A 19,477-nucleotide genomic window follows, 5' to 3' on the forward strand; every position below is an offset into this window, starting at 1 on the left:
TCTTTTTACCTATTTTTTTACCTTATAATTGGAAGGTGATTAGTTTTCTTCCAAATATTTAATCAGTTCCGCTTCGTTTCTAAAGGATTTCATCCATTTAACGGTATAAGGCGATACGCCGTCCGGATATTCAAGATCAGCAATCTTCAACTTGAGAGACATATTGAATGATTGATCCGTAGGTATCGGCTTACCTAACGTGTAACTTGCTCCCGTCACCAAATCCCAGTAATAAACAGTACCATACTCCTTCTCAACGGTAGAATAAGTGCCATGTCCGTGCTGGTTACCTTTATCATTTATTAAAGATCCATATTCGGGAGAGTCAAATGTTATCGCTTTCTTCGCTGGAAGACCTTCTATAACTACCGCTACAATAGGATAATTACCTACGTGGAAGGTTGACTTTCTTTCTATATCACCTCTATATTTTCCATTGCTTTGCAAAGCAGGTGTCACCACCAAATTATCTCCGTCTGCTGCAGTCGTTGCATTGGCCGTAGCGACCTTCCATTCGGTTCCTTTCGCATCAATAGCTCCTTCGCTCGGCGGCATACCCGATTCCGTACGGAACAGTAGTGTCCCATATCCCGGATGGTCACACCACATTGCGTCCCCTTCCGGAGAGATTCTTGAGATAACCTGTTGCGTATACGGCATTTCCAGACCTTTGCGAGTTACGTAATGATTGTAAGCAATCTCAAATACCGGTCGGAATTTTCCTCTATCGTCATCAGAGATATTATTCCATCTCACTCCTGTCACATCCGTGAAAGGTTCAAAAGGCACATCGTACCCGAGATTATACTTAGCTGTATATTCATACCCTTTCATAAGTCTGTTTTCCGATGCGCTCCAAAGCGTTTCGTTACCCTGATTATAAGCAATTTCGCAGGCTTCTGCCAGATGTCCTATCCCCAGCATCGTGTGGTTTTGGTCACGTCCGCTTTCCTGACACTGTCCGCTCTCCATAATATAGTTCGTCAAACTTCCGTTGTCGTGCCCCTCATAGAAAAACGTCACCGCTTCGTTATAGAAACTTTCGTCATCCAAAAAGATACCGAACGCCATAAAGGCCTTGATAGCAGCGGTTCCCCAGTTGCCGTTTGCATAAGGAGATTTGGCAAAGAAGTTTCTCAATACCGGAATAAATACGTTACGGAACATATTCTCCCAAGATTTGACATCCGTATCTGATACCGAAGGATAAGTATGTCTCATCAGTTCAGCGGCATTGGCAAGAAGAAATCCCTGCAAAGCAGCGCACAAGGGAGCGTCATTATCACTCATGTCTATCTCACGCAATGTGCCGGCATAAGCATTCAATATCTCAATCGACTTTTGAGCATGCGCTTCATTTTTGGTGATATTCCACATAAGAGCATTCAGATAGGCAGCTTTGTGATCCTCCTCGCTCTTAGTTTTGGTAGGATGAGGAGTCATATCTGGATTAAAACGAGCAATAGTTGTGAAAGGACCTTGAATTATATATGAAGCAGAGGCCAAAGAATTCTGCTGCAACAGTCTGTAACAGTCCACCGCTGGAGAAACATTCCCATTCACAAAGTTCTGCATTCGGGTAATGGAAGCTGTCGTGTGTAGAATACCGGGATGAACAAACTCCATAGAAGGTCCCACTTCCGTATAGTTGGGGTTCGGATTGGGCGGCGGAGGCGTATTATCTTCCTGACACGAAACAAACGTAAACAACAAGCATAATATCGGTAGTATATATTTCATTTTCATATGAATATCATTTTAAAGGTTCAAAATTCGATTACCAACCCGGATTGTTACCCAATTCGTGACCATTGGACAAAGAGTTCAGCCACTGCAAAGGAATCGGACGCAATTTAAACTTATTCTCAAACGACTCTTGCGTCAAGGTAGTCTTGATTGTCCCACCATAGATGTTGGATACATCCCAGTTGTACTTCAATACACGTTCAGCCAGTTTGCCGGTGCGTTGCAAGTCGTTCCAGCGTGATCCTTCACCAAGGAGTTCTTTGGCTCTTTCGTCCAAAATATTATCTATCGTGACATTGGAATAACGAGAAAGCCCACCCTGCGGAGAATGTTTTTCTGCACGGGAAACAACGTAGTTAATATATTTTTCGGCATTAGCCTGATCGTTGTTATTCATCACTGCCGCTTCCGCCGCAATCAGACAAGTTTCCGCCAAACGGAAGAGATAGATATCACGCGTTCCCGAACCGGATTCGTCTTCCCTATACTCCGCGTTTCCATCTTTGAATTTCCAGATAGGAAGACAGGTACGAGAAGTTGAGTTCGTTGTCTGATAAGCGCGTTTGTAGTAATCATCATTCGCCCAATTTGTGTCATCTCCCATCGGATAGTTGAACACTTTGTATCTTACTCCATTCTTGTCCGTTTCAGCCCAATACTTATATTCAGGATCGGTAGGTACCGGGAAATAGATAATCTTATCGCCTTTGGCGAACACTCCATCTACAGGAGTAGTACACTGGAACCAGTTCTTGCCTGCATCCTTTCCGTCTGTGGAACTGCTCGCATTACCATTCAAAGGACTCATAAAGGTCACAGAAGGACGTCTGTCTTTCTGCCAGTCATACATCATATAAGCAAATTTAGTAGGAATCGCCTCCACATGCATACTCGCATTACCATAATAACTGTCTTTGCCCAATCCCAGCCATCCGCCAATAGCATAAGGCATCATATACCACTGATTCCAGATATTGGTGTTGTAGTTAGCTCCGTCAGCAAAACCGATAGGGAAAATAATTTCATCGTTTATCTCATTCGACTGACGATGAACCATCGCATAGTCGTCCAACAGCTTATGTCCGGAATTAAGATACACATCTTCCGCATCCTTGAATGCGTTTTCAAAATCCTTCGGATCGGCATACTCTTCATAACCACGTGTCAGATAAGCCAACGCACGGATATGTTTCGCAGCAGCTTTGGACATGCGTCCGTAGTTGGAACCCGTTTGACGCCAGGGAAGAACACGAATGGCTTCTTCCAAATCTGTAAAAATCTGCTGGTAGAAAGCGGCGCCATTCGAATACTCGACAGTATAGCTCGGCTCTTTAGACTCGTTGATTTTCAACGGTCCCTGTCCCCAGTTCCTCACAATCTCAAACAAATACCAGGCTCTCAACGCTTTGGCTTCAGCCACAAGTTGCGTCAACGCACTGGGTTCTATTCCATCAGGGTCGTCTGTCTTCAAAATGACACTCTTCGAACGATCGATAGCAGCATTTACATTGTTCAACGCATTGAAATAAGAACTCCACATCGCATAAATCGTACCGTTATTTGACTGATAAGTAGTGGTATACTGATTCATTGCCGCTACTTCCGTCGGATAATTCTGTGTGAAGACATCCGTACCTTGTTGTGTAAATATCTGATAAGTAGTCGTATTATAGATATTTTTCAAGTTTGAGTAGCAACCTACAATCAGACTCTCATATCCACCCTTTGTCTGATAGTATTTGTCCGCTGACTGGCTGGAATGGTTCACTTCGTCCAGAAAATCAGAACAAGCAGTCATTCCAAAAGTAAATAACAGAAGCGTATACTTCAAATATCTTTTGTTTATCATAGATCTGTTTTTTTAAAATGAAATATTAACACCAAGTAAAGCATTCATAGTCATACCGTCCGTATCTCCAATGTTAGTAAGATCAGGCTGTTCGGGATCAAGACCTCTGAACTTCGTAAGAATGAAAGGATTCTGTACAGTCACATAGATGCGGGCGTTATCCAGTCCCCATTTTGACATCAGTCTCTTGTTTAAAGTATATCCCAACGTGATATAGGAAACTTTCAGGAAGTCTGTTCTTTCATAGGCGATATTACCTCTGGAACCCATTTGTGAGGGACGTCCCATGGTATTCGAAGGATTCTCCGGCGTCCAATAATTAGTCCGCAGATTGTTGAAGTTCTGGCTGTTCCATTCTAATGCGAAGTTCTCAAAGAAACGGTCGTACTGTGTGGCTCCCGCCTGGAAATACATGTGGAATGAAAAGTCGAAATCATAGATTTTGAACATATTTGTCATACCTCCTGTCCAGTCCGGTGTTCTCTTGCCGTCAATGATATAGTCATCGTCCGTCAGCTTGCCGTCATTGTTATAGTCTTTAATCTTGAAGTTTCCCGGTACACAACCATATTTTGCAGCCTCTTCTTCTTCTCCCAACTGCCATACGCCAATTGTATTTTGAGTCCAGTTCGTATCTACCGGTTTACCAATAAAACGCTTGTCAGAATAGCGTCCTCTCATGCCTTGCAGATGAATGGAATAATTGCTAAGATCTTCTTCGTCAGCCAGACTTACGATTTCGTTTTTGTTGTAAGCCAGGTTGATGGTCGTATTCCAGGCAAAGTTCTTGGTCATGATATTCGCGGTATTCAACTGCAACTCAAATCCGCTGTTTCTTACGGAACCTACATTCGAAGTAACCGACGAATAACCCAAATGAACAGGAATATTACGTTTCATCAACAGGTCATTGGTAGTACGATTGTAGTACTCAATGTTACCCGAAATTCGTTGGTTTAAGAAACCGAAATCAAGACCTACGTTATATTCTGAAGTACGCTCCCAAGTCAGCATCGGATTGGCAATGTTGGCAGGAAGATTTCCCACGGAAGTAGACGTTCCGAACGGATAATATACAGACCCCGAAATGGTACCTTCGGATGCATAAGGGGACACAGAGTTGGTATTACCCGCCTGACCATAACTGAAACGCAGTTTCAGGTTAGACAACCAATCCAGATTCTTGGCAAAGTCTTCTTCAGTGATTCTCCACGCAATAGCTGCGGAAGGGAAAAGCGCCCATTTATTTCCTTCGGACAAACGTGAAGAACCATCATAACGTAAGCTAGCCGTAAGCAAATATCTATCCATCAGCCCATAGTTGATTCTACCTACATAAGACATCATCGTCCACTGGCTGAAATTGGAGCTCAAGCTCTCGATAGCTCCCCCATTCAGGTTATACCAAAGTGAATTGAAAGACAAATCTTTGCTTGCACCATACAATCTGTCGTACTGATATTTTTGAGCGGAGAACACTCCGGTCGCAGTAATAGAATGAACGGACTTCTTCCAAGTATAGTTTACAATGTTATCCCAAATCCAACTCAATGAATTATCTTTTGTCGCATTCGCCTTAGCACCTTTGGCAGTTCCCTGCTGTGCCTTTGTCCACACTCCGATATAATCCCCCATGGAAGTCTGTGTAAAGTAGGGAGAAAATGAAGAAGTAAGCTCTAAATTTTCAATAGGTGTTATTTTAAGATAAATATTGCTTTGCAGGTTGAGGCTCTTCACTTGCGAGCGCTGATTTTTGGAAGTAACCAACGGATTGAAAAGATTATTGCCGGAATATTTCCATATCTCCTCACCTGTCACCAGGCTATTGGGATGTTGAGTAGGACGCATACGGAACACATCACGCAACAAGTCCCAGTTACCTTTTTCACGAATACTGTGAACCGCATACATACTTCCTCCGAAAGAAACATGCTTATTAATAGTGATATCTATTACCGAACGCAAGTTGTAGCGTGTATATTCTTGCGGCTGAATCATACCATCTTCGAAATAATAGCCGCCAGAGAAACCGTATTTCACAGCTTCCGTGCCACCAATCGCCGACAAGCTATGGTTTGTCATAAAGGCAGGACTGGACACAGCATCCAACCAATCGAAATACTTACCTTCTTTCACTGCCTGCAATTCGGACGGGTCGGTAAAAATTTGCTCGTCTCTCTTATAAATATAGTTGGGCGATCCGCCACGGGTAGCCTCTCTTGCCAACTGCACATATTCGTCACCGGACATCATGTCGGGCAAGTTTGTATAAGATCTCACACCAACATAACCGTTATAGGAAATTTTCGGCTTACCAGTCTGTCCTCTTTTGGTCGTTACAATGATTACACCGTTTGCACCACTGGAACCATAAATAGCTGTTGCCGAAGCATCCTTCAGGACGTCAATCTTTTCAATATCGTCCGGATTGACAAAATCCAGATTACCGCCGGGAACTCCGTCAATGACAATCAAAGGAGACGAAGAGGCAGTGATAGAGTTGATACCACGAATCTTTATATCATACCCTCCACCCGGTTTGTTATTCGAACGTGTGATGGTCACACCGGACAACTCTCCTTGCAACGCACCTGCAGAGTTCGTTTTTCCACCTCTAAGCAGAGTTGTATTGGAGACAGAAGCGACAGAACCAGTCAGGTCGGACTTCTTCACAGAGCCGTAACCTACCACCACTACTTCGTTCAATGACTTCGCATCTTCACGCAATACAACATTCAGAAAGCTTTGAGCGGATATTTTTATTTTTTGTGTCGTGTAACCAAGATAAGAGATTTCAACTTCATCGCCTGCTACTACTTCCAAAGAAAAATTACCGTTCATATCCGTTATCACTCCCTTTTTTGTTTGGGGAACAATCACATTAGCACCCACCACAGGAAGGTCTGCTTCATCTTTCACGATACCTGTTATCTTCTTCTCCGAACCGCTTGCGCGTCCGTCTTTGTTTGCAGAAGAGACGTTAGGCTTTTTAGCCAAAATGATATGACGTCCTTTAATGGTATATGACAAGTTGGTCTTACTAGCAACCGCATCCAGGACATCTTTCAAGGAACTGTTCGTTTGATTAATTGTGATTCGTTGTTGCTTGTTGATTTCGTCCGAATCATAGAAAAACAAATAGTTGGTCTGCTTTTCTACCATTCGTAACACAGTCTCGAGTTTCTCATTTTTTACTGATATCGATATTTTCTTTTCCTGCGCATACACGTTACCAACTATGCCCTGCAGAATAAATAACAACAAAACAGCAAAGGTTATTTTTGTATTTTTTATGCTTCTTTTTAGGGCAAACCCATAGACAATAGGCTGTTTATTCATACATTTGTAAGTTTTAAGATTAAATACTATTCCGTTCGAAGGAAGTTTAATTTAGGAGATGCATGCATCTCTCGGAGAGAAGAGGATTCGCCAAAATCTTCTTCTCTTTTTTTAAGGCTAACTACTGTTCATAATAATGTTTTATTAGATTATACGGCTCAATTAATTGTCACTTGCCGATTATTAATACTGTATCGAATAGGGATTGAAATATTAATTATGTCCAAAATGTCTTTGATGCTTTGCCCCCGATAGAAAGTTCCGGTAAATCGGCGTTCTTTCAACTTATCAGACTGTATCCGGAAACTGACACCGTATATATTTCCCAATCGGGCTAATATACCCTCTAAATTCTCTTCATGGAAATAGTAATAACCGGAAATCCATGAGGTGTAAAGAGCCGCATCTACTTGAGCCACTTTATAAGTACCTTTGTTTTTGTGATATATATATTGTTGATTCGGAGTTAAAACGGTTGAAGAACTGACCCTCTCACTAACCAAACGAATGGAACCTTCCAATAATGTGGTGGTTACCACGGAATCAGACGGATAAGCGTCAACATTAAATTTCGTCCCTAAAGCTTCTATTTCCTGCCCGTTCACAACTACGATAAAAGGCTTGTCTTTCTGCTTGGCTACATTAAAGAAGGCTTCTCCTTCCAGATAAACAACACGCTTATCTTTTCCATATTGCGGATCATAGCGGAAATTAGTCTGACTACCCATGCTGATTTCTGTGCCGTCGGGCAAAACAACTTTATCGGCTACGATTCCATCGCCACCAACATATCGGGCAACAGGTACGGAAGAAGTATCACCCAACCACCAAAAGAGAACGGAAGTAAAAGCAACAGCTATCACCGCCACCGCTGCATAAGCCTGAACTTTTCGGAAGAGAGTGTATATTTTCCTCGGCGCCTGTTTCTGTTTCTTTTCCAGTAACCGCTGCCAGCTCTTATCCATATCAATATTACTTCCTTTAGACAAGCAAGCGTCATAGACCATCTTTGCCTCAAAAAAGATCTGTTTATTTTCAGGCGTTTCATTCACCCAATCATAAAACTGATTGATCTCTTTCTCATTCAACGAGCCTTTCAAAAATCCTATTATTAAATCTGAAGTCATGCTTTCCATATATAAATAGATACTATTTTCCTGTTTTTATATATGTAACGAGCAATCAGCAGGAATTACTCACCGACTTCTTTATTTTTTTTGAATTTTATTTTCCGAGACTGTGAGGAATAGAAATAAATCAGCACTAAACGAACATGAATAAATAAACGAAAGCAGTCTGAAGCTCTTTCCGTAAGAAAAGTAAGGTTCTGTATAATTGGTTTTCCACTGTCCGGGTGGATAAGTTTAATCTCTCGGCAATTTCCGCCGCTTTAAGCCCTTCCATATAAGATAACAGGAAGATTTCACGTCTCTTTTCGGGCAGTTCATTTATTTTTGCCATCACATGTGCCATTAAGTCTTTCCTCATAAACAATTCATCAGCACCGTCATAAAAACTCAACTCATCTAATTTGAGCTGGATAGCACGCTTATCGGCAAATTCCTGTTCCAAACTAATACGACGCAAATGATCTATACAAGCATTTCGGACAGCAACAAACAATATATTTTTAACCTCTGATTCTGATAACAGAAACACTTGTTTGTCCCATATTTTAAGAAATACATCATGGACAATATCTTCCGCAAAGAAAGGAGAAATAAACTTTCCGGCAAAACGCAACAACATAGGTGCATATTGCATATACAGTTTCTGATAATTATTTATATCATTCACATGTTCATCTTTCATTTTAGTATTCTACAAGGCCAAAGTCTATTAATAATCCATTATCAGAGAAAATAGGATTCATCTTATTGTTGGCGACAAAAATAGATATATTCTTGTTATAAACAAAAAAAGATGAGAATCGTTTTTCTTTTCCCCTGACTATATATTCATAGAATATGCAATAAACTCAAAACGTTGCAAATTTCCGTCCTCATTTGCCCTGTTTACATAAATAAAAACTATCTTTGCGTTTCAGAATCCCGAAAGACGAAAAGAAATGGAGCAAATAGACAACCTAAAAGAGCTTATCAATCAGGGGGATGTGGACACAGCGATTAAGCAATTGGACCAGCTTCTCCAGGACAGTTCTGTCGAAAAAGAGAAAGATACTCTTTACTATTTACGGGGAAATGCCTACCGAAAGAAAGGAGATTGGAAGCAGGCACTGGACAACTACCAGTATGCCATCGAGATCAATCCGGACAGTCCTGCCGTTCAGGCCAGGAAGATGGTAATAGATATCCTCAACTTCTACCACAAGGATATGTTCAATCAATAAAAGAGATGTATAATCAATAACCGTACTCAAAGATAACGTAATAAAATAAAGATTATGGCAAAAATCAAAGGAGCAATCGTAGTCGACACGGAGCGTTGCAAAGGATGCAACCTGTGTGTAGTGGCGTGTCCGCTCGATGTAATCGCCCTCAATAAAGAGGTAAACATGAAAGGCTATAACTATGCCTGGCAAGTGAAGGAAGATACCTGTAACGGATGCAGCTCGTGTGCAACGGTTTGTCCGGACGGATGTATTTCAGTGTATAAAGTAAAAGTAGAATAAAAGAAAAGAATATGGCAGAAGAAGTTGTATTAATGAAAGGAAACGAAGCCATCGCCCACGCAGCTATCCGTTGCGGTGCCGACGGTTACTTCGGTTATCCTATTACTCCCCAATCGGAAGTGTTGGAAACGCTTGCCGAACTGAAACCGTGGGAAACAACCGGCATGGTAGTACTCCAGGCGGAAAGTGAAGTGGCAGCTATCAATATGGTATATGGAGGTGCAGGTAGCGGAAAGAAGGTAATGACCTCCTCTTCAAGTCCGGGCGTGAGCTTGAAACAAGAGGGAATCTCTTATTTGGCCGGTGCCGAACTTCCTTGTCTGATTGTGAATGTAATGCGTGGCGGTCCCGGATTGGGAACTATCCAACCCAGCCAGGCTGACTACTTCCAGACAGTAAAAGGTGGTGGTCATGGAGACTACAAACTGATTGCCCTCGCTCCGGCATCCGTACAAGAAATGGCGGATTTCGTAGCATTAGGATTCGAACTGGCCTTCAAATACCGTAATCCGGCTATTATCCTTGCCGACGGTGTGATCGGTCAGATGATGGAAAAGGTTGTTCTTCCTGCACAAAAGCCACGCCGCACGGAAGCAGAAGTAATTGAACAATGTCCATGGGCTGCTACCGGAAAAGCAAAAGACCGCAAACCGAATATTATCACTTCCCTCGAATTGAAACCGGAAGCCATGGAAATCAACAACCTCCGTTTTCAAGCTAAATATCGTGAAATTGAAGAAAATGAAGTACGCTTCGAAGAGATCAACTGCGAAGATGCAGAGTATTTGATTATCGCTTTCGGTTCAATGGCACGCATTGGCCAGAAAGCAATGGAACTAGCCCGTGAAAAAGGAATTAAAGTAGGTATCCTTCGCCCGATTACACTGTGGCCGTTCCCAACCAAAGCGATTGCTGCATACGCTGATAAAGTAAAAGGTATGCTCGTTACGGAACTAAATGCCGGACAGATGATTGAAGATGTCCGTCTCGCTGTTAACGGTAAAGTAAAGGTAGAACATTTCGGACGTCTAGGTGGCATCGTTCCCGATCCGGATGAAATTGTAACTGCCTTGAAAGAAAAAATAATCAAATAACGAAACAATGAATCCCGATAAAATAAGAAACGTACTGAACATCCTATTTATGATATTGGCTGTTGCAGCCATCATCACCTACTTTGTAGCAAAAGATGATTTCAAAATGTTTATCTACGTATGCGGCGCGGCAATCTTTGTCAAGCTGATGGAGTTTTTTATACGGTTCACCAACAGATAAGGAGATGAAGTTATGACTAAAGAAGAAATAATCAAACCCGAGAATCTGGTTTACAAAAAACCGACTCTGATGAACGATAACGCCATGCACTACTGCCCGGGTTGCAGTCACGGTGTGGTACACAAACTCATTGCCGAAGTCATTGAGGAAATGGGTATGGAAGATAAAACTGTGGGAATCTCTCCGGTGGGATGTGCAGTGTTTGCCTACAACTATCTCGATATTGACTGGCAGGAAGCAGCACACGGACGTGCTCCTGCTGTGGCGACTGCTGTGAAACGCCTGTGGCCGGACCGCCTTGTTTTCACTTATCAGGGCGACGGTGACTTGGCTTGTATCGGTACAGCCGAAACAATCCACGCTTTGAACCGTGGTGAGAATATCACGATTATCTTTATCAATAATGCGATCTATGGTATGACAGGCGGCCAGATGGCTCCGACTACACTAGTAGGCATGAAGAGTTCGACTTGTCCTTACGGACGTGACGTTGAACTTCACGGTTACCCATTGAAGATTACTGAAATCGCAGCCCAACTGGAAGGAACTGCTTACGTAACCCGTCAGTCCGTACAATCCGTACCGGCTATCCGCAAGGCTAAGAAGGCAATCCGCAAGGCTTTTGAGAACTCCATGAACGGTAAAGGTTCCAATTTGGTAGAAATCGTTTCCACTTGTAGTTCAGGCTGGAAGATGACTCCGGAGAAGGCGAACAAATGGATGGAAGAACACATGTTCCCATTCTATCCACTGGGTGATTTAAAAGATAAAGAATAACGCTAAAAGTCAACAGAACAATGAAAGAAGAAATAATTATAGCAGGATTCGGTGGACAAGGCGTATTGTCTATGGGTAAGATTCTGGCATATTCCGGTTTGATGGAAGGCAAAGAAGTGACCTGGATGCCCGCTTATGGCCCCGAACAACGAGGTGGAACAGCCAACGTTACAGTTATTGTAAGTGATGACAAAATATCCTCACCGATTCTTAGTAAATACGACGCTGCCATCATTCTGAATCAGCCTTCACTCGAAAAGTTTGAAAGCAAAGTGAAACCCGGCGGTATCCTGATTTATGACGGTTACGGAATTATCAACCCTCCTACCCGTAAGGATATTAAGGTATATCGTATCGACGCAATGGATGCAGCCAACGAAATGAATAATGCCAAAGCATTCAACATGATCGTACTTGGCGGATTATTGAAGCTTCGCCCCATCGTAACGTTGGAGAATGTTATCAAAGGACTTAAGAAAACCCTGCCGGAACGTCACCATCACTTGATTCCTATGAACGAGGAAGCTATCAAGAAAGGGATGGAGTTAATCCGTGAGGTTTAATAAATTAAAAATTGAGAATTGAGAATTAAGAAATAATTGCTCGCCAAGTAAAGGATGCAACATATTTTTCAATTCTCAATTCTCAATTCTCAATTAAAGTAAGTATCTTTGCCTCCAATTATGAGACGAATCTTACTATTATATATATTACTTTCCGTTATAGGTTTGACGACTGTTCACGCACAGTTCGATAATGGTCGCCAGAGAGTAGACGAAAACGGATACGACCAATACGGAAATCAGGTAGACCCTGCCATGATTCCGGACAGATTGGATAGTGCAAATGTCGAAGTACAGGGCTTGCCTCCAAAGTTGTATATGTGGCGTATCAAGAACCAGTTGGGCGACCGGACTATCATCCCGGCAGATACAGCCTTTCATCATTTCCAGAATTCAAACCTGACTGAAGGACTTACCGGACATTATAATTATCTGGCCAATATGGGTTCTCCCCGTATGTCACGCATCTTCTTTGACCGCCGTGACCCAGAGCCGACTATTTTCATGGAGCCTTTCTCCAGTTTCTTCATTCGTCCTACGGAATTTAATTTCACTAACAGTAACGTACCTTATACGAATCTGACGTATCACAAAGCCGGTAATAAAGTGAATGGGGAAGAGCGTTTCAAATCTTACTTCTCTGTCAATGTAAACAAGAAACTGGCTTTCGGATTTAATGTAGACTACCTATACGGACGAGGATATTACAATAATCAGAATACGGCGTACTTTAATGCAGCAGTTTTCGGTAGCTATATCGGCGACAAATATCAGATGCAGGCTATATACAGCAATAATTACCTGAAAACAAATGAAAACGGAGGTATTGAGGACGACCGCTATATCACTGCACCGGAAGAAATGGCGCAAGGTCAAAGAGAATATGAATCAACCAATATTCCTACCGTACTAAGTGCAACGACCAACCGCAACCATGACTTTTATGTCTTCCTGACCCAACGATATAATCTCGGATTCAGTCGTGACATACCACAGGCTGAAAATGACACCACTCCCGTCAAACAGGAGTTTGTCCCCGTTACCAGTTTTATACACACCATCCAAGTGGAACGGGCACGGCATAGCTTTAATTCTAATGACGACATGCGTGAAAAAAATTATTATCAGAATACTTACTTTGATACGGATAATCCTAATGTCAGAGACAGTACCACCTACGTCGGAATCAAAAACACCATAGGTATTGCGTTACTTGAGGGATTCAATAAATATGCCAAAGCCGGATTGACTGCATTTGCTTCCTATAAAATCAGCAAGTATACACTGATGAATATGGAAGGAAATCCGTTGCCTGATAAATACAACGAAAATGAAATATTTGTTGGAGGCGAATTATCCAAACGTGAAGGGAATGTGCTTCATTACCACGCTATCGGTGAAGTGGGATTGGCAGGAAAAGCAATCGGACAATTCAATGTAAAAGGAGATATTGACCTGAACTTCCCGTTGTGGAAAGACACCGTCAGTCTTATAGCCCGTGGTGAAGTCAGCAATAAACTTGCTCCTTTCTATATGCGCCATTATCATTCCAAGCATTTCATGTGGGACGACGATATGGACAAGGAATTCCGTACCCGTATTGAAGGGGAATTGAGCATTGCACGTTGGAGAACACGTCTGAAAGCAGGAGTTGAAAATATCAAGAACTATACTTACTTCAACCAGGAAGCAAAACCGGAACAGAACAGCGGAAGTATACAGGTATTATCTGCTAGCCTTAATCAGGACTTCAAGCTAGGAATCTTCCATCTGGACAATGAGGTGACCTGGCAGAAATCCAGTGACCAGATTGTACTTCCTTTACCTGATCTCTCGCTATATCATAACTTCTATATGCAGTTCAAACTGGCGAAGAAAGTACTTAGTGTGCAATTGGGAGCCGACGTGCGTTATTTCAGCAAATACAATGCACCTGCCTATATGCCGGCCATTCAGAATTTCCACCTGCAACCGACAGACGATCAGGTACAGATAGGAGGTTATCCGATTGTGAATGTATATGCAAACTTACATTTAAAGCGTACACGTTTCTATGTAATGATGTATCACGTGAACCAGGGCATGAGCAGTCCGAATTACTTTCTGTCTCCTCACTACCCCATCAACCCACGTGTGCTGAAATTCGGTCTTTCATGGAATTTCTATGATTAACAAAAACTATACGACTTATGGTATCACGCCCCAAATTGAGACTGTTCAGATATTTAGTGCCAGTGATTATTGTATTGGCATTTATCTTCTCTTTCCGTCAATGCGGTAAGCAAGAAAAACCTGCGGGACATCCGCGTGATTATGCTGCCATTGCCAAGGAGGGTATCATACGTGTAGCTACCGAATATAATTCCATCAGTTTTTATGTAGACAGTGACACCGTTTCCGGTTTTCATTACGAACTGATACAGGCATTCGCCCGGGACAAAGGACTCAAAACCGAAATAACACCTATTATGAGTTTCGAAGAGCGGTTGGAAGGATTAAGCGAGGGACGTTATGACGTGATTGCTTATGGCATATTAGCCACCAGCAAGTTAAAAGACTCTCTGCTTCTCACCTCTCCCATTTTCCTCAACAAGCAAGTGCTGGTGCAACGCAAAGAAATTGGAGAGAATGATTCACTCTATATCCGCACCCAACTGGATTTAGCCCAGCGAACACTTCATGTCGTAAAAGGCTCCCCCTCTATTTTGCGTATTCAGAATCTAGGCAATGAGATCGGAGATACTATCTACATCAAGGAGATTGATAAATACGGTTCCGAACAATTGATATCAATGGTAGCGCATGGAGACATCGACTATGCCGTTTGCGACGAAAGCATTGCACTGGCAGCAGCAGATTCGTTGCCGCAAATAGATATTAATACAGCTATCAGCTTCACGCAGTTCTACTCATGGGCAGTCAGTAAACAATCCCCCGCCTTACTCGATAGTTTGAATACATGGCTGGATAAATTCCAAAAGGAAAAGGAATACCAAAAGATTTATAAGAAATACTATGATAAAGAATAACCTTATTTCTATTACACTAAAACTTCTATTCCATACACGTTCATTTTCTTTTATTGCTTTCTTGATTTTCCTGTCTATCTGCTTTCCACGGGCTTATGCCACAGAAAGCGGAATATTCAATTTCTCGAATATCAATCTCAAGAATGGCTTGTCGCAACTATCAGTCCTTGCCATTGCACAAGACTCCAAAGGTTATATCTGGTTTGCAACCCGCAATGGATTAAACAAATACGACGGAGAGAAATTTACTATATATAAGCATGATAACGATGATCCTCATTCATTGTCGGACAATCATATCACTTGCCTGTTGCCGGACGATGCAAACGAGGGATTGTGGGTAGGTACTAATAACGGGCTTAACTATATCAATCTCAAAACCAATCAGATTACCAAATATCAGACGGACGATTATCCAAACATGCCAGGAAACAACATTGCCGTTCTTCAATTTGACCAGTCCGGTAATCTATGGGTTGGTACCCGAACAGGGTTATGTATATGGCAACCTCGTTCCGGGGAATTCAAGAAGAAATATTCCGACCATGTCCCGGAGAATGAAGCAATCATGCAGCTTTATATTGATGCAGAAAAACGGCTTTATATTGGTACTCATCGTCACGGATTATTTATCTGTACACCTGAAATGGAGTTGATTCAGCAACTCAATAAAAGCACACAGCCTGCCCTGTCGGACGATGCAATCAGTTGTATTTTCGAAGACTCCCAACATCAGGTATGGATAGGAACAGAAACCAGGGGACTGAATAAATGGAACCCGAAGACCAAAGACTTATCTATCTACAATCAGAAAAACAGCGGACTGACAAATGACTATATCCGTTGCATCACCGAGCAGGACCAGAAATTGATTATCGGGACGTTCGACGGACTTAGTATTCTGGATTTAAGAAACGATGATATATCCAAGTACAACCGGTTCGATGCTAATCAGAACAGTCTAAGTCATTTTTCCGTCCGCAGTATCTACATCGACCGGGAGAAAACGCTCTGGGTAGGTACTTATTCCGGTGGTGTGAACTACTATAACCCGCTCAATAACCGGTTCATCTTCTACCATCCGGTAGAAAATAACAACCAGAAGTTATATAATATCTTTGGTACAATGGTGTATGATTCCACTTCATTGTGGATTGCAACAGAGGGAGGAGGACTGATGCAGTTCAATCCTATCACCAAGGAATATACCAACTTCCTGATTGAGCAGACATCCAAAGGATTGTTCAACAAGAACATCATCAAATCCCTTTTACTGGACGGAGACTATATCTGGTGTGGCACAAGTACCGGAGGAGTCTATAAATTCCATATTCCTTCCAAAAAATTCACATTAGTATATTCATTCGGCCGGGAAAAAAACTTTGCCATCTATACTTTTTATAAAGATGCAGAGAATAATCTATGGATAGGGACGACAGCCGACAAAGGACTGGTTAAACTGTCTCCGGACGGAAAAATCACCAATCAGTTCCCGTATGGCAAAGAGAAAAAGGAATTCGTCAACTTCACCAGCCTACGGAGCTTCCTGGCACTGAATGCTCACACCTTTCTGATAGGAACCCGCTCGTTCGGACTTTACGAATATGATATGCAAAAGGGAACGGTGCTCCGTTGCAACATGTCAGAGACAAATCCCAATCAGAAACTCGAAAATAACTACATCACTTCCATGGTGCGCAAAGCGAACGGAGAAATCTGGTTCAGCACTTTCGGAGGAGGAATATACCTGTATAAACAAGGAACAGGTGTCGTCAAACATATTGGCAAGAAAGAGGGACTACCCAATAATGAGGTATATGCCATGGTGGAGCACAACAACAACTTATGGATTAGTGTCGATAAGGAAATAGCCGAACTTAATACCAAGACCGGGCAGATACGCAGTTATGACTGTTTTGTCGGTTCCGAAACGTTGGAGTTTACACCGCAGGGAGTCATTAGTCTGCCCCACGGTGAGGTCTACTTTAGTGGAAGTAATGGTTTCCTTTCTTTTACTCCCGGCTCTCTTCTAAAGAATAATACCATGCCACCGGTAGTACTTACCCAACTGACCGTAAACAATAAGGTAATCACACCGAATGATGATACTCATTTGCTGGATAGTGCCCCGGACGATACGCAAACATTGGTTCTTGCCTACAATCAGAATAATTTTTCCATTGCGTACAGTGCCTTGAACTATATTCTGCACGAACAGAACCAATATGCCTATAAACTCTCCGGTCACGACGAAGACTGGAATTACGTAGGTAGTCGTAAAGAAGCATTCTATACCAACATCGCTCCAGGAAAATATACATTCCAGGTCATAGCATCCAACAATGACGGCGTATGGAATGAAACCGGAAAGAAAATGGAAATCATCATTCGTTCTCCGTGGTGGGGAACGCCGCTGGCCTATATCCTTTATGTCCTATCCGCATTGGGAATCATGTTTACTATCGGCTATTATATGTACAGTAAGCATAAACTGGAACTAGACCTGCGCATGAAGCAAATGGAGAAACAACGCATGGAAGAATTCCATCAGACAAAGCTACACCTGTTCACCAACTTCTCGCATGAGCTACGTACTCCGCTGACACTTATTATCAGCCCGCTGGAAGAGTTGATGAAACGGGCAGAAGTTCCCCAGTTTATCAGAACACAACTGGACATGATTCTGAAAAATGCCCGCCGATTATTACTTCTCGTCAATCAATTGATGGATTTACAGAAGAACCAGAGTGGTAATCTCACCCTCCAACTGTCTCAAAGCGACCTGAATGCTTTCCTGCTCGAAATATTCTACACATTCAGGCAGATTGCCGAAAGCAAACAGATTCGTTTCGAATATCAGGCTCCTCAAGGCGAGGTGACAGCCTGCTTCGATCAGGGCTTACTCGAAAAAGCCGTTTTCAATTTATTGTCGAATGCTTTTAAATTCACAGTACCGGGAGATACAATCACGCTGCGTTTACTGCTGATTACAGATATAGACACTCTCCGCCAGGAACATAGCGACTGGCTATCGGAACATTCTCCGCTTATCACCACCCATCAGGGAAGTTATTTAGTGATTCAGGTAGCAGATACGGGAAAAGGAATTCCAGAAGATGAACGTACCCAAATCTTCACTCCTTTCTACCAGGTCGGTCACACGACAGGTAGCGAGAATATGAATGGCACAGGTATCGGATTAAGCCTGACTCAATCTGTCGTTCATCTGCATCACGGAGAAATTGGAGTCACAGCCAATACTCCCAAGGGAAGCGTATTCACTATCCTATTACCGAACCACACCATGACAGAAGAAGAGGTGGCGAATACTGCCGTTCTCTCGGGAAAAAACAATGAACAAGTAGAAAAGGGTATGTCCGGAACCATTGATTCCGAAAACACCATTTCCGGAACCACTCCATCCCTACCCGGCAAAACGGTTCTATTAGTAGAAGACAATGAAGAGATACGAAGTTACGTAAAAGGACACCTGGAACAATATTACAACGTATTGGAAGCCGACAACGGTTCGGATGCTTTTGAAATTGTCCTGAAAGAATTTCCCGACCTGGTAGTGACGGACATTATGATGCCCGGTATCGACGGACTGGAACTTTGCGCACTTATCAAGAACAATCTGCAGACGGGACACATTCCCGTTATTCTACTCACTGCCCGCACGATGGTGATGCACGTCAAAGAGGGATTCTTGTCGGGAGCAGACGATTATGTGGTTAAACCATTTAATATTGATGTTCTGCTGGTACGTATCTACAATCTTCTGGCACAGCGGGAAAAGCTAAAATCCGTATATAGCAAAAACTTCTCCCTGCAATCCATGGGAATTGAAGTGGAAACGACCTCCGCCGATGAGAAATTCATGCAGAAACTATTTAAAATCATTGAAAAGTATCTCACCGACCCCGATTTGAAAGTAGACAAAATCTGTGAAGAGATGGGATTCAGCCGGAGCAATCTTTACCGGAAACTGAAAGCTATCACCGACCTGCCGTTGAATGACCTTATCCGTCATAAACGTTTGGAGATAGCTACACAAATGCTGAAGCAAACAGAAATGAACATTACCGAAATTGCAACGGCCACGGGATTCAGTACTCTCGCCTACTTCACGAAATGTTTCAAATCAGCTTACGGTGTTTCTCCATCGGAATATCAAAAGTCATATTCAGGCCATACAGATATTGATACCATCCGGGAATAGCCGATTTACAAAATCGTCCCAAACAATAAAAAATGTCCCAACAAG

At 42.5% G+C, this 19,477-nt stretch carries 14 protein-coding genes; 9 read left to right on the plus strand and 5 right to left on the minus strand.

Features of this window, described 5'->3' with window-relative positions:
• Nucleotides 1–39: 39 nt before the first annotated feature.
• From KSX81_RS27145 to KSX81_RS27165, 5 genes are all read right to left on the minus strand, one after another.
• Complete coding sequence (locus tag KSX81_RS27145) at nucleotides 40–1,746, minus strand: DUF4979 domain-containing protein (RefSeq protein WP_052587880.1); 1,707 nt, start codon at nucleotides 1,744–1,746, stop codon at nucleotides 40–42.
• Between the two features lie 31 nt (nucleotides 1,747–1,777).
• Nucleotides 1,778–3,595, minus strand: coding sequence for a RagB/SusD family nutrient uptake outer membrane protein (locus KSX81_RS27150; RefSeq protein ID WP_195401977.1), 1,818 nt, complete (start codon nucleotides 3,593–3,595; stop codon nucleotides 1,778–1,780).
• A 12-nt stretch (nucleotides 3,596–3,607) separates the two neighbouring features.
• Complete coding sequence (locus KSX81_RS27155) at nucleotides 3,608–6,934, minus strand: TonB-dependent receptor (protein ID WP_004297424.1); 3,327 nt, start codon at nucleotides 6,932–6,934, stop codon at nucleotides 3,608–3,610.
• 158 nt (nucleotides 6,935–7,092) lie between these two features.
• Nucleotides 7,093–8,070 carry a FecR family protein gene (locus KSX81_RS27160; protein ID WP_004297423.1) on the minus strand — a complete coding sequence of 326 codons (978 nt, stop codon included), beginning with the start codon at nucleotides 8,068–8,070 and terminating at the stop codon, nucleotides 7,093–7,095.
• A 127-nt stretch (nucleotides 8,071–8,197) separates the two neighbouring features.
• The gene (locus tag KSX81_RS27165) at nucleotides 8,198–8,746 is read right to left on the minus strand and encodes an RNA polymerase sigma-70 factor (protein WP_004297421.1); all 549 of its coding nucleotides are present in this window, start codon (nucleotides 8,744–8,746) and stop codon (nucleotides 8,198–8,200) included.
• Between the two features lie 256 nt (nucleotides 8,747–9,002).
• Between KSX81_RS27165 and KSX81_RS27170 the strand changes: the two genes are divergently transcribed.
• From KSX81_RS27170 to KSX81_RS27210, 9 genes are all read left to right on the plus strand, one after another.
• Complete coding sequence (locus tag KSX81_RS27170) at nucleotides 9,003–9,284, plus strand: tetratricopeptide repeat protein (RefSeq protein ID WP_004297420.1); 282 nt, start codon at nucleotides 9,003–9,005, stop codon at nucleotides 9,282–9,284.
• 54 nt (nucleotides 9,285–9,338) lie between these two features.
• Nucleotides 9,339–9,566 (plus strand): ferredoxin family protein, encoded by a 228-nt coding sequence (locus KSX81_RS27175; protein ID WP_004297419.1) that lies wholly within the window; start codon nucleotides 9,339–9,341, stop codon nucleotides 9,564–9,566.
• Nucleotides 9,567–9,577: 11 nt separating this feature from the next.
• Nucleotides 9,578–10,660: a 3-methyl-2-oxobutanoate dehydrogenase subunit VorB gene (locus KSX81_RS27180; RefSeq protein WP_004297418.1), complete on the plus strand. Its 1,083-nt coding sequence runs from the start codon at nucleotides 9,578–9,580 to the stop codon at nucleotides 10,658–10,660.
• Nucleotides 10,661–10,667: 7 nt separating this feature from the next.
• Nucleotides 10,668–10,841: a hypothetical protein gene (locus KSX81_RS27185; RefSeq protein WP_004297417.1), complete on the plus strand. Its 174-nt coding sequence runs from the start codon at nucleotides 10,668–10,670 to the stop codon at nucleotides 10,839–10,841.
• 12 nt (nucleotides 10,842–10,853) lie between these two features.
• Nucleotides 10,854–11,618, plus strand: coding sequence for a thiamine pyrophosphate-dependent enzyme (locus KSX81_RS27190; protein WP_004297416.1), 765 nt, complete (start codon nucleotides 10,854–10,856; stop codon nucleotides 11,616–11,618).
• A 20-nt stretch (nucleotides 11,619–11,638) separates the two neighbouring features.
• Nucleotides 11,639–12,181: a 2-oxoacid:acceptor oxidoreductase family protein gene (locus KSX81_RS27195; RefSeq protein WP_004297415.1), complete on the plus strand. Its 543-nt coding sequence runs from the start codon at nucleotides 11,639–11,641 to the stop codon at nucleotides 12,179–12,181.
• A 120-nt stretch (nucleotides 12,182–12,301) separates the two neighbouring features.
• A complete protein-coding gene (locus KSX81_RS27200; protein ID WP_004297414.1) occupies nucleotides 12,302–14,353 on the plus strand; it encodes a putative porin in 2,052 nt (683 codons plus the stop codon).
• Nucleotides 14,354–14,370: 17 nt separating this feature from the next.
• Nucleotides 14,371–15,210: a transporter substrate-binding domain-containing protein gene (locus KSX81_RS27205; RefSeq protein WP_004297413.1), complete on the plus strand. Its 840-nt coding sequence runs from the start codon at nucleotides 14,371–14,373 to the stop codon at nucleotides 15,208–15,210.
• Nucleotides 15,197–19,432, plus strand: coding sequence for a two-component regulator propeller domain-containing protein (locus tag KSX81_RS27210; protein ID WP_004297412.1), 4,236 nt, complete (start codon nucleotides 15,197–15,199; stop codon nucleotides 19,430–19,432). The genes KSX81_RS27205 and KSX81_RS27210 overlap by 14 nt, the downstream gene beginning before the upstream one ends.
• Nucleotides 19,433–19,477: the final 45 nt, after the last annotated feature.

It is taken from the genome of Bacteroides sp. MSK.18.37 (assembly GCF_019129155.2).
GTDB lineage: Bacteria > Bacteroidota > Bacteroidia > Bacteroidales > Bacteroidaceae > Bacteroides > Bacteroides ovatus.

Excerpts from the sequence above, each read along its gene's own strand:
- KSX81_RS27145 (WP_052587880.1), bottom strand. The coding sequence starts at position 1,746 with ATGAAAATGAAATATATACTACCGATATTATGCTTGTTGTTTACGTTT.
- KSX81_RS27190 (WP_004297416.1), top strand. The coding sequence starts at position 10,854 with ATGACTAAAGAAGAAATAATCAAACCCGAGAATCTGGTTTACAAAAAA.
- KSX81_RS27175 (WP_004297419.1), top strand. The coding sequence starts at position 9,339 with ATGGCAAAAATCAAAGGAGCAATCGTAGTCGACACGGAGCGTTGCAAA.
- KSX81_RS27180 (WP_004297418.1), top strand. The coding sequence starts at position 9,578 with ATGGCAGAAGAAGTTGTATTAATGAAAGGAAACGAAGCCATCGCCCAC.
- KSX81_RS27170 (WP_004297420.1), top strand. The coding sequence starts at position 9,003 with ATGGAGCAAATAGACAACCTAAAAGAGCTTATCAATCAGGGGGATGTG.
- KSX81_RS27210 (WP_004297412.1), top strand. The coding sequence starts at position 15,197 with ATGATAAAGAATAACCTTATTTCTATTACACTAAAACTTCTATTCCAT.
- KSX81_RS27200 (WP_004297414.1), top strand. The coding sequence starts at position 12,302 with ATGAGACGAATCTTACTATTATATATATTACTTTCCGTTATAGGTTTG.
- KSX81_RS27160 (WP_004297423.1), bottom strand. The coding sequence starts at position 8,070 with ATGGAAAGCATGACTTCAGATTTAATAATAGGATTTTTGAAAGGCTCG.
- KSX81_RS27165 (WP_004297421.1), bottom strand. The coding sequence starts at position 8,746 with ATGAAAGATGAACATGTGAATGATATAAATAATTATCAGAAACTGTAT.
- KSX81_RS27150 (WP_195401977.1), bottom strand. The coding sequence starts at position 3,595 with ATGATAAACAAAAGATATTTGAAGTATACGCTTCTGTTATTTACTTTT.
- KSX81_RS27155 (WP_004297424.1), bottom strand. The coding sequence starts at position 6,934 with ATGAATAAACAGCCTATTGTCTATGGGTTTGCCCTAAAAAGAAGCATA.
- KSX81_RS27195 (WP_004297415.1), top strand. The coding sequence starts at position 11,639 with ATGAAAGAAGAAATAATTATAGCAGGATTCGGTGGACAAGGCGTATTG.
- KSX81_RS27205 (WP_004297413.1), top strand. The coding sequence starts at position 14,371 with ATGGTATCACGCCCCAAATTGAGACTGTTCAGATATTTAGTGCCAGTG.
- KSX81_RS27185 (WP_004297417.1), top strand. The coding sequence starts at position 10,668 with ATGAATCCCGATAAAATAAGAAACGTACTGAACATCCTATTTATGATA.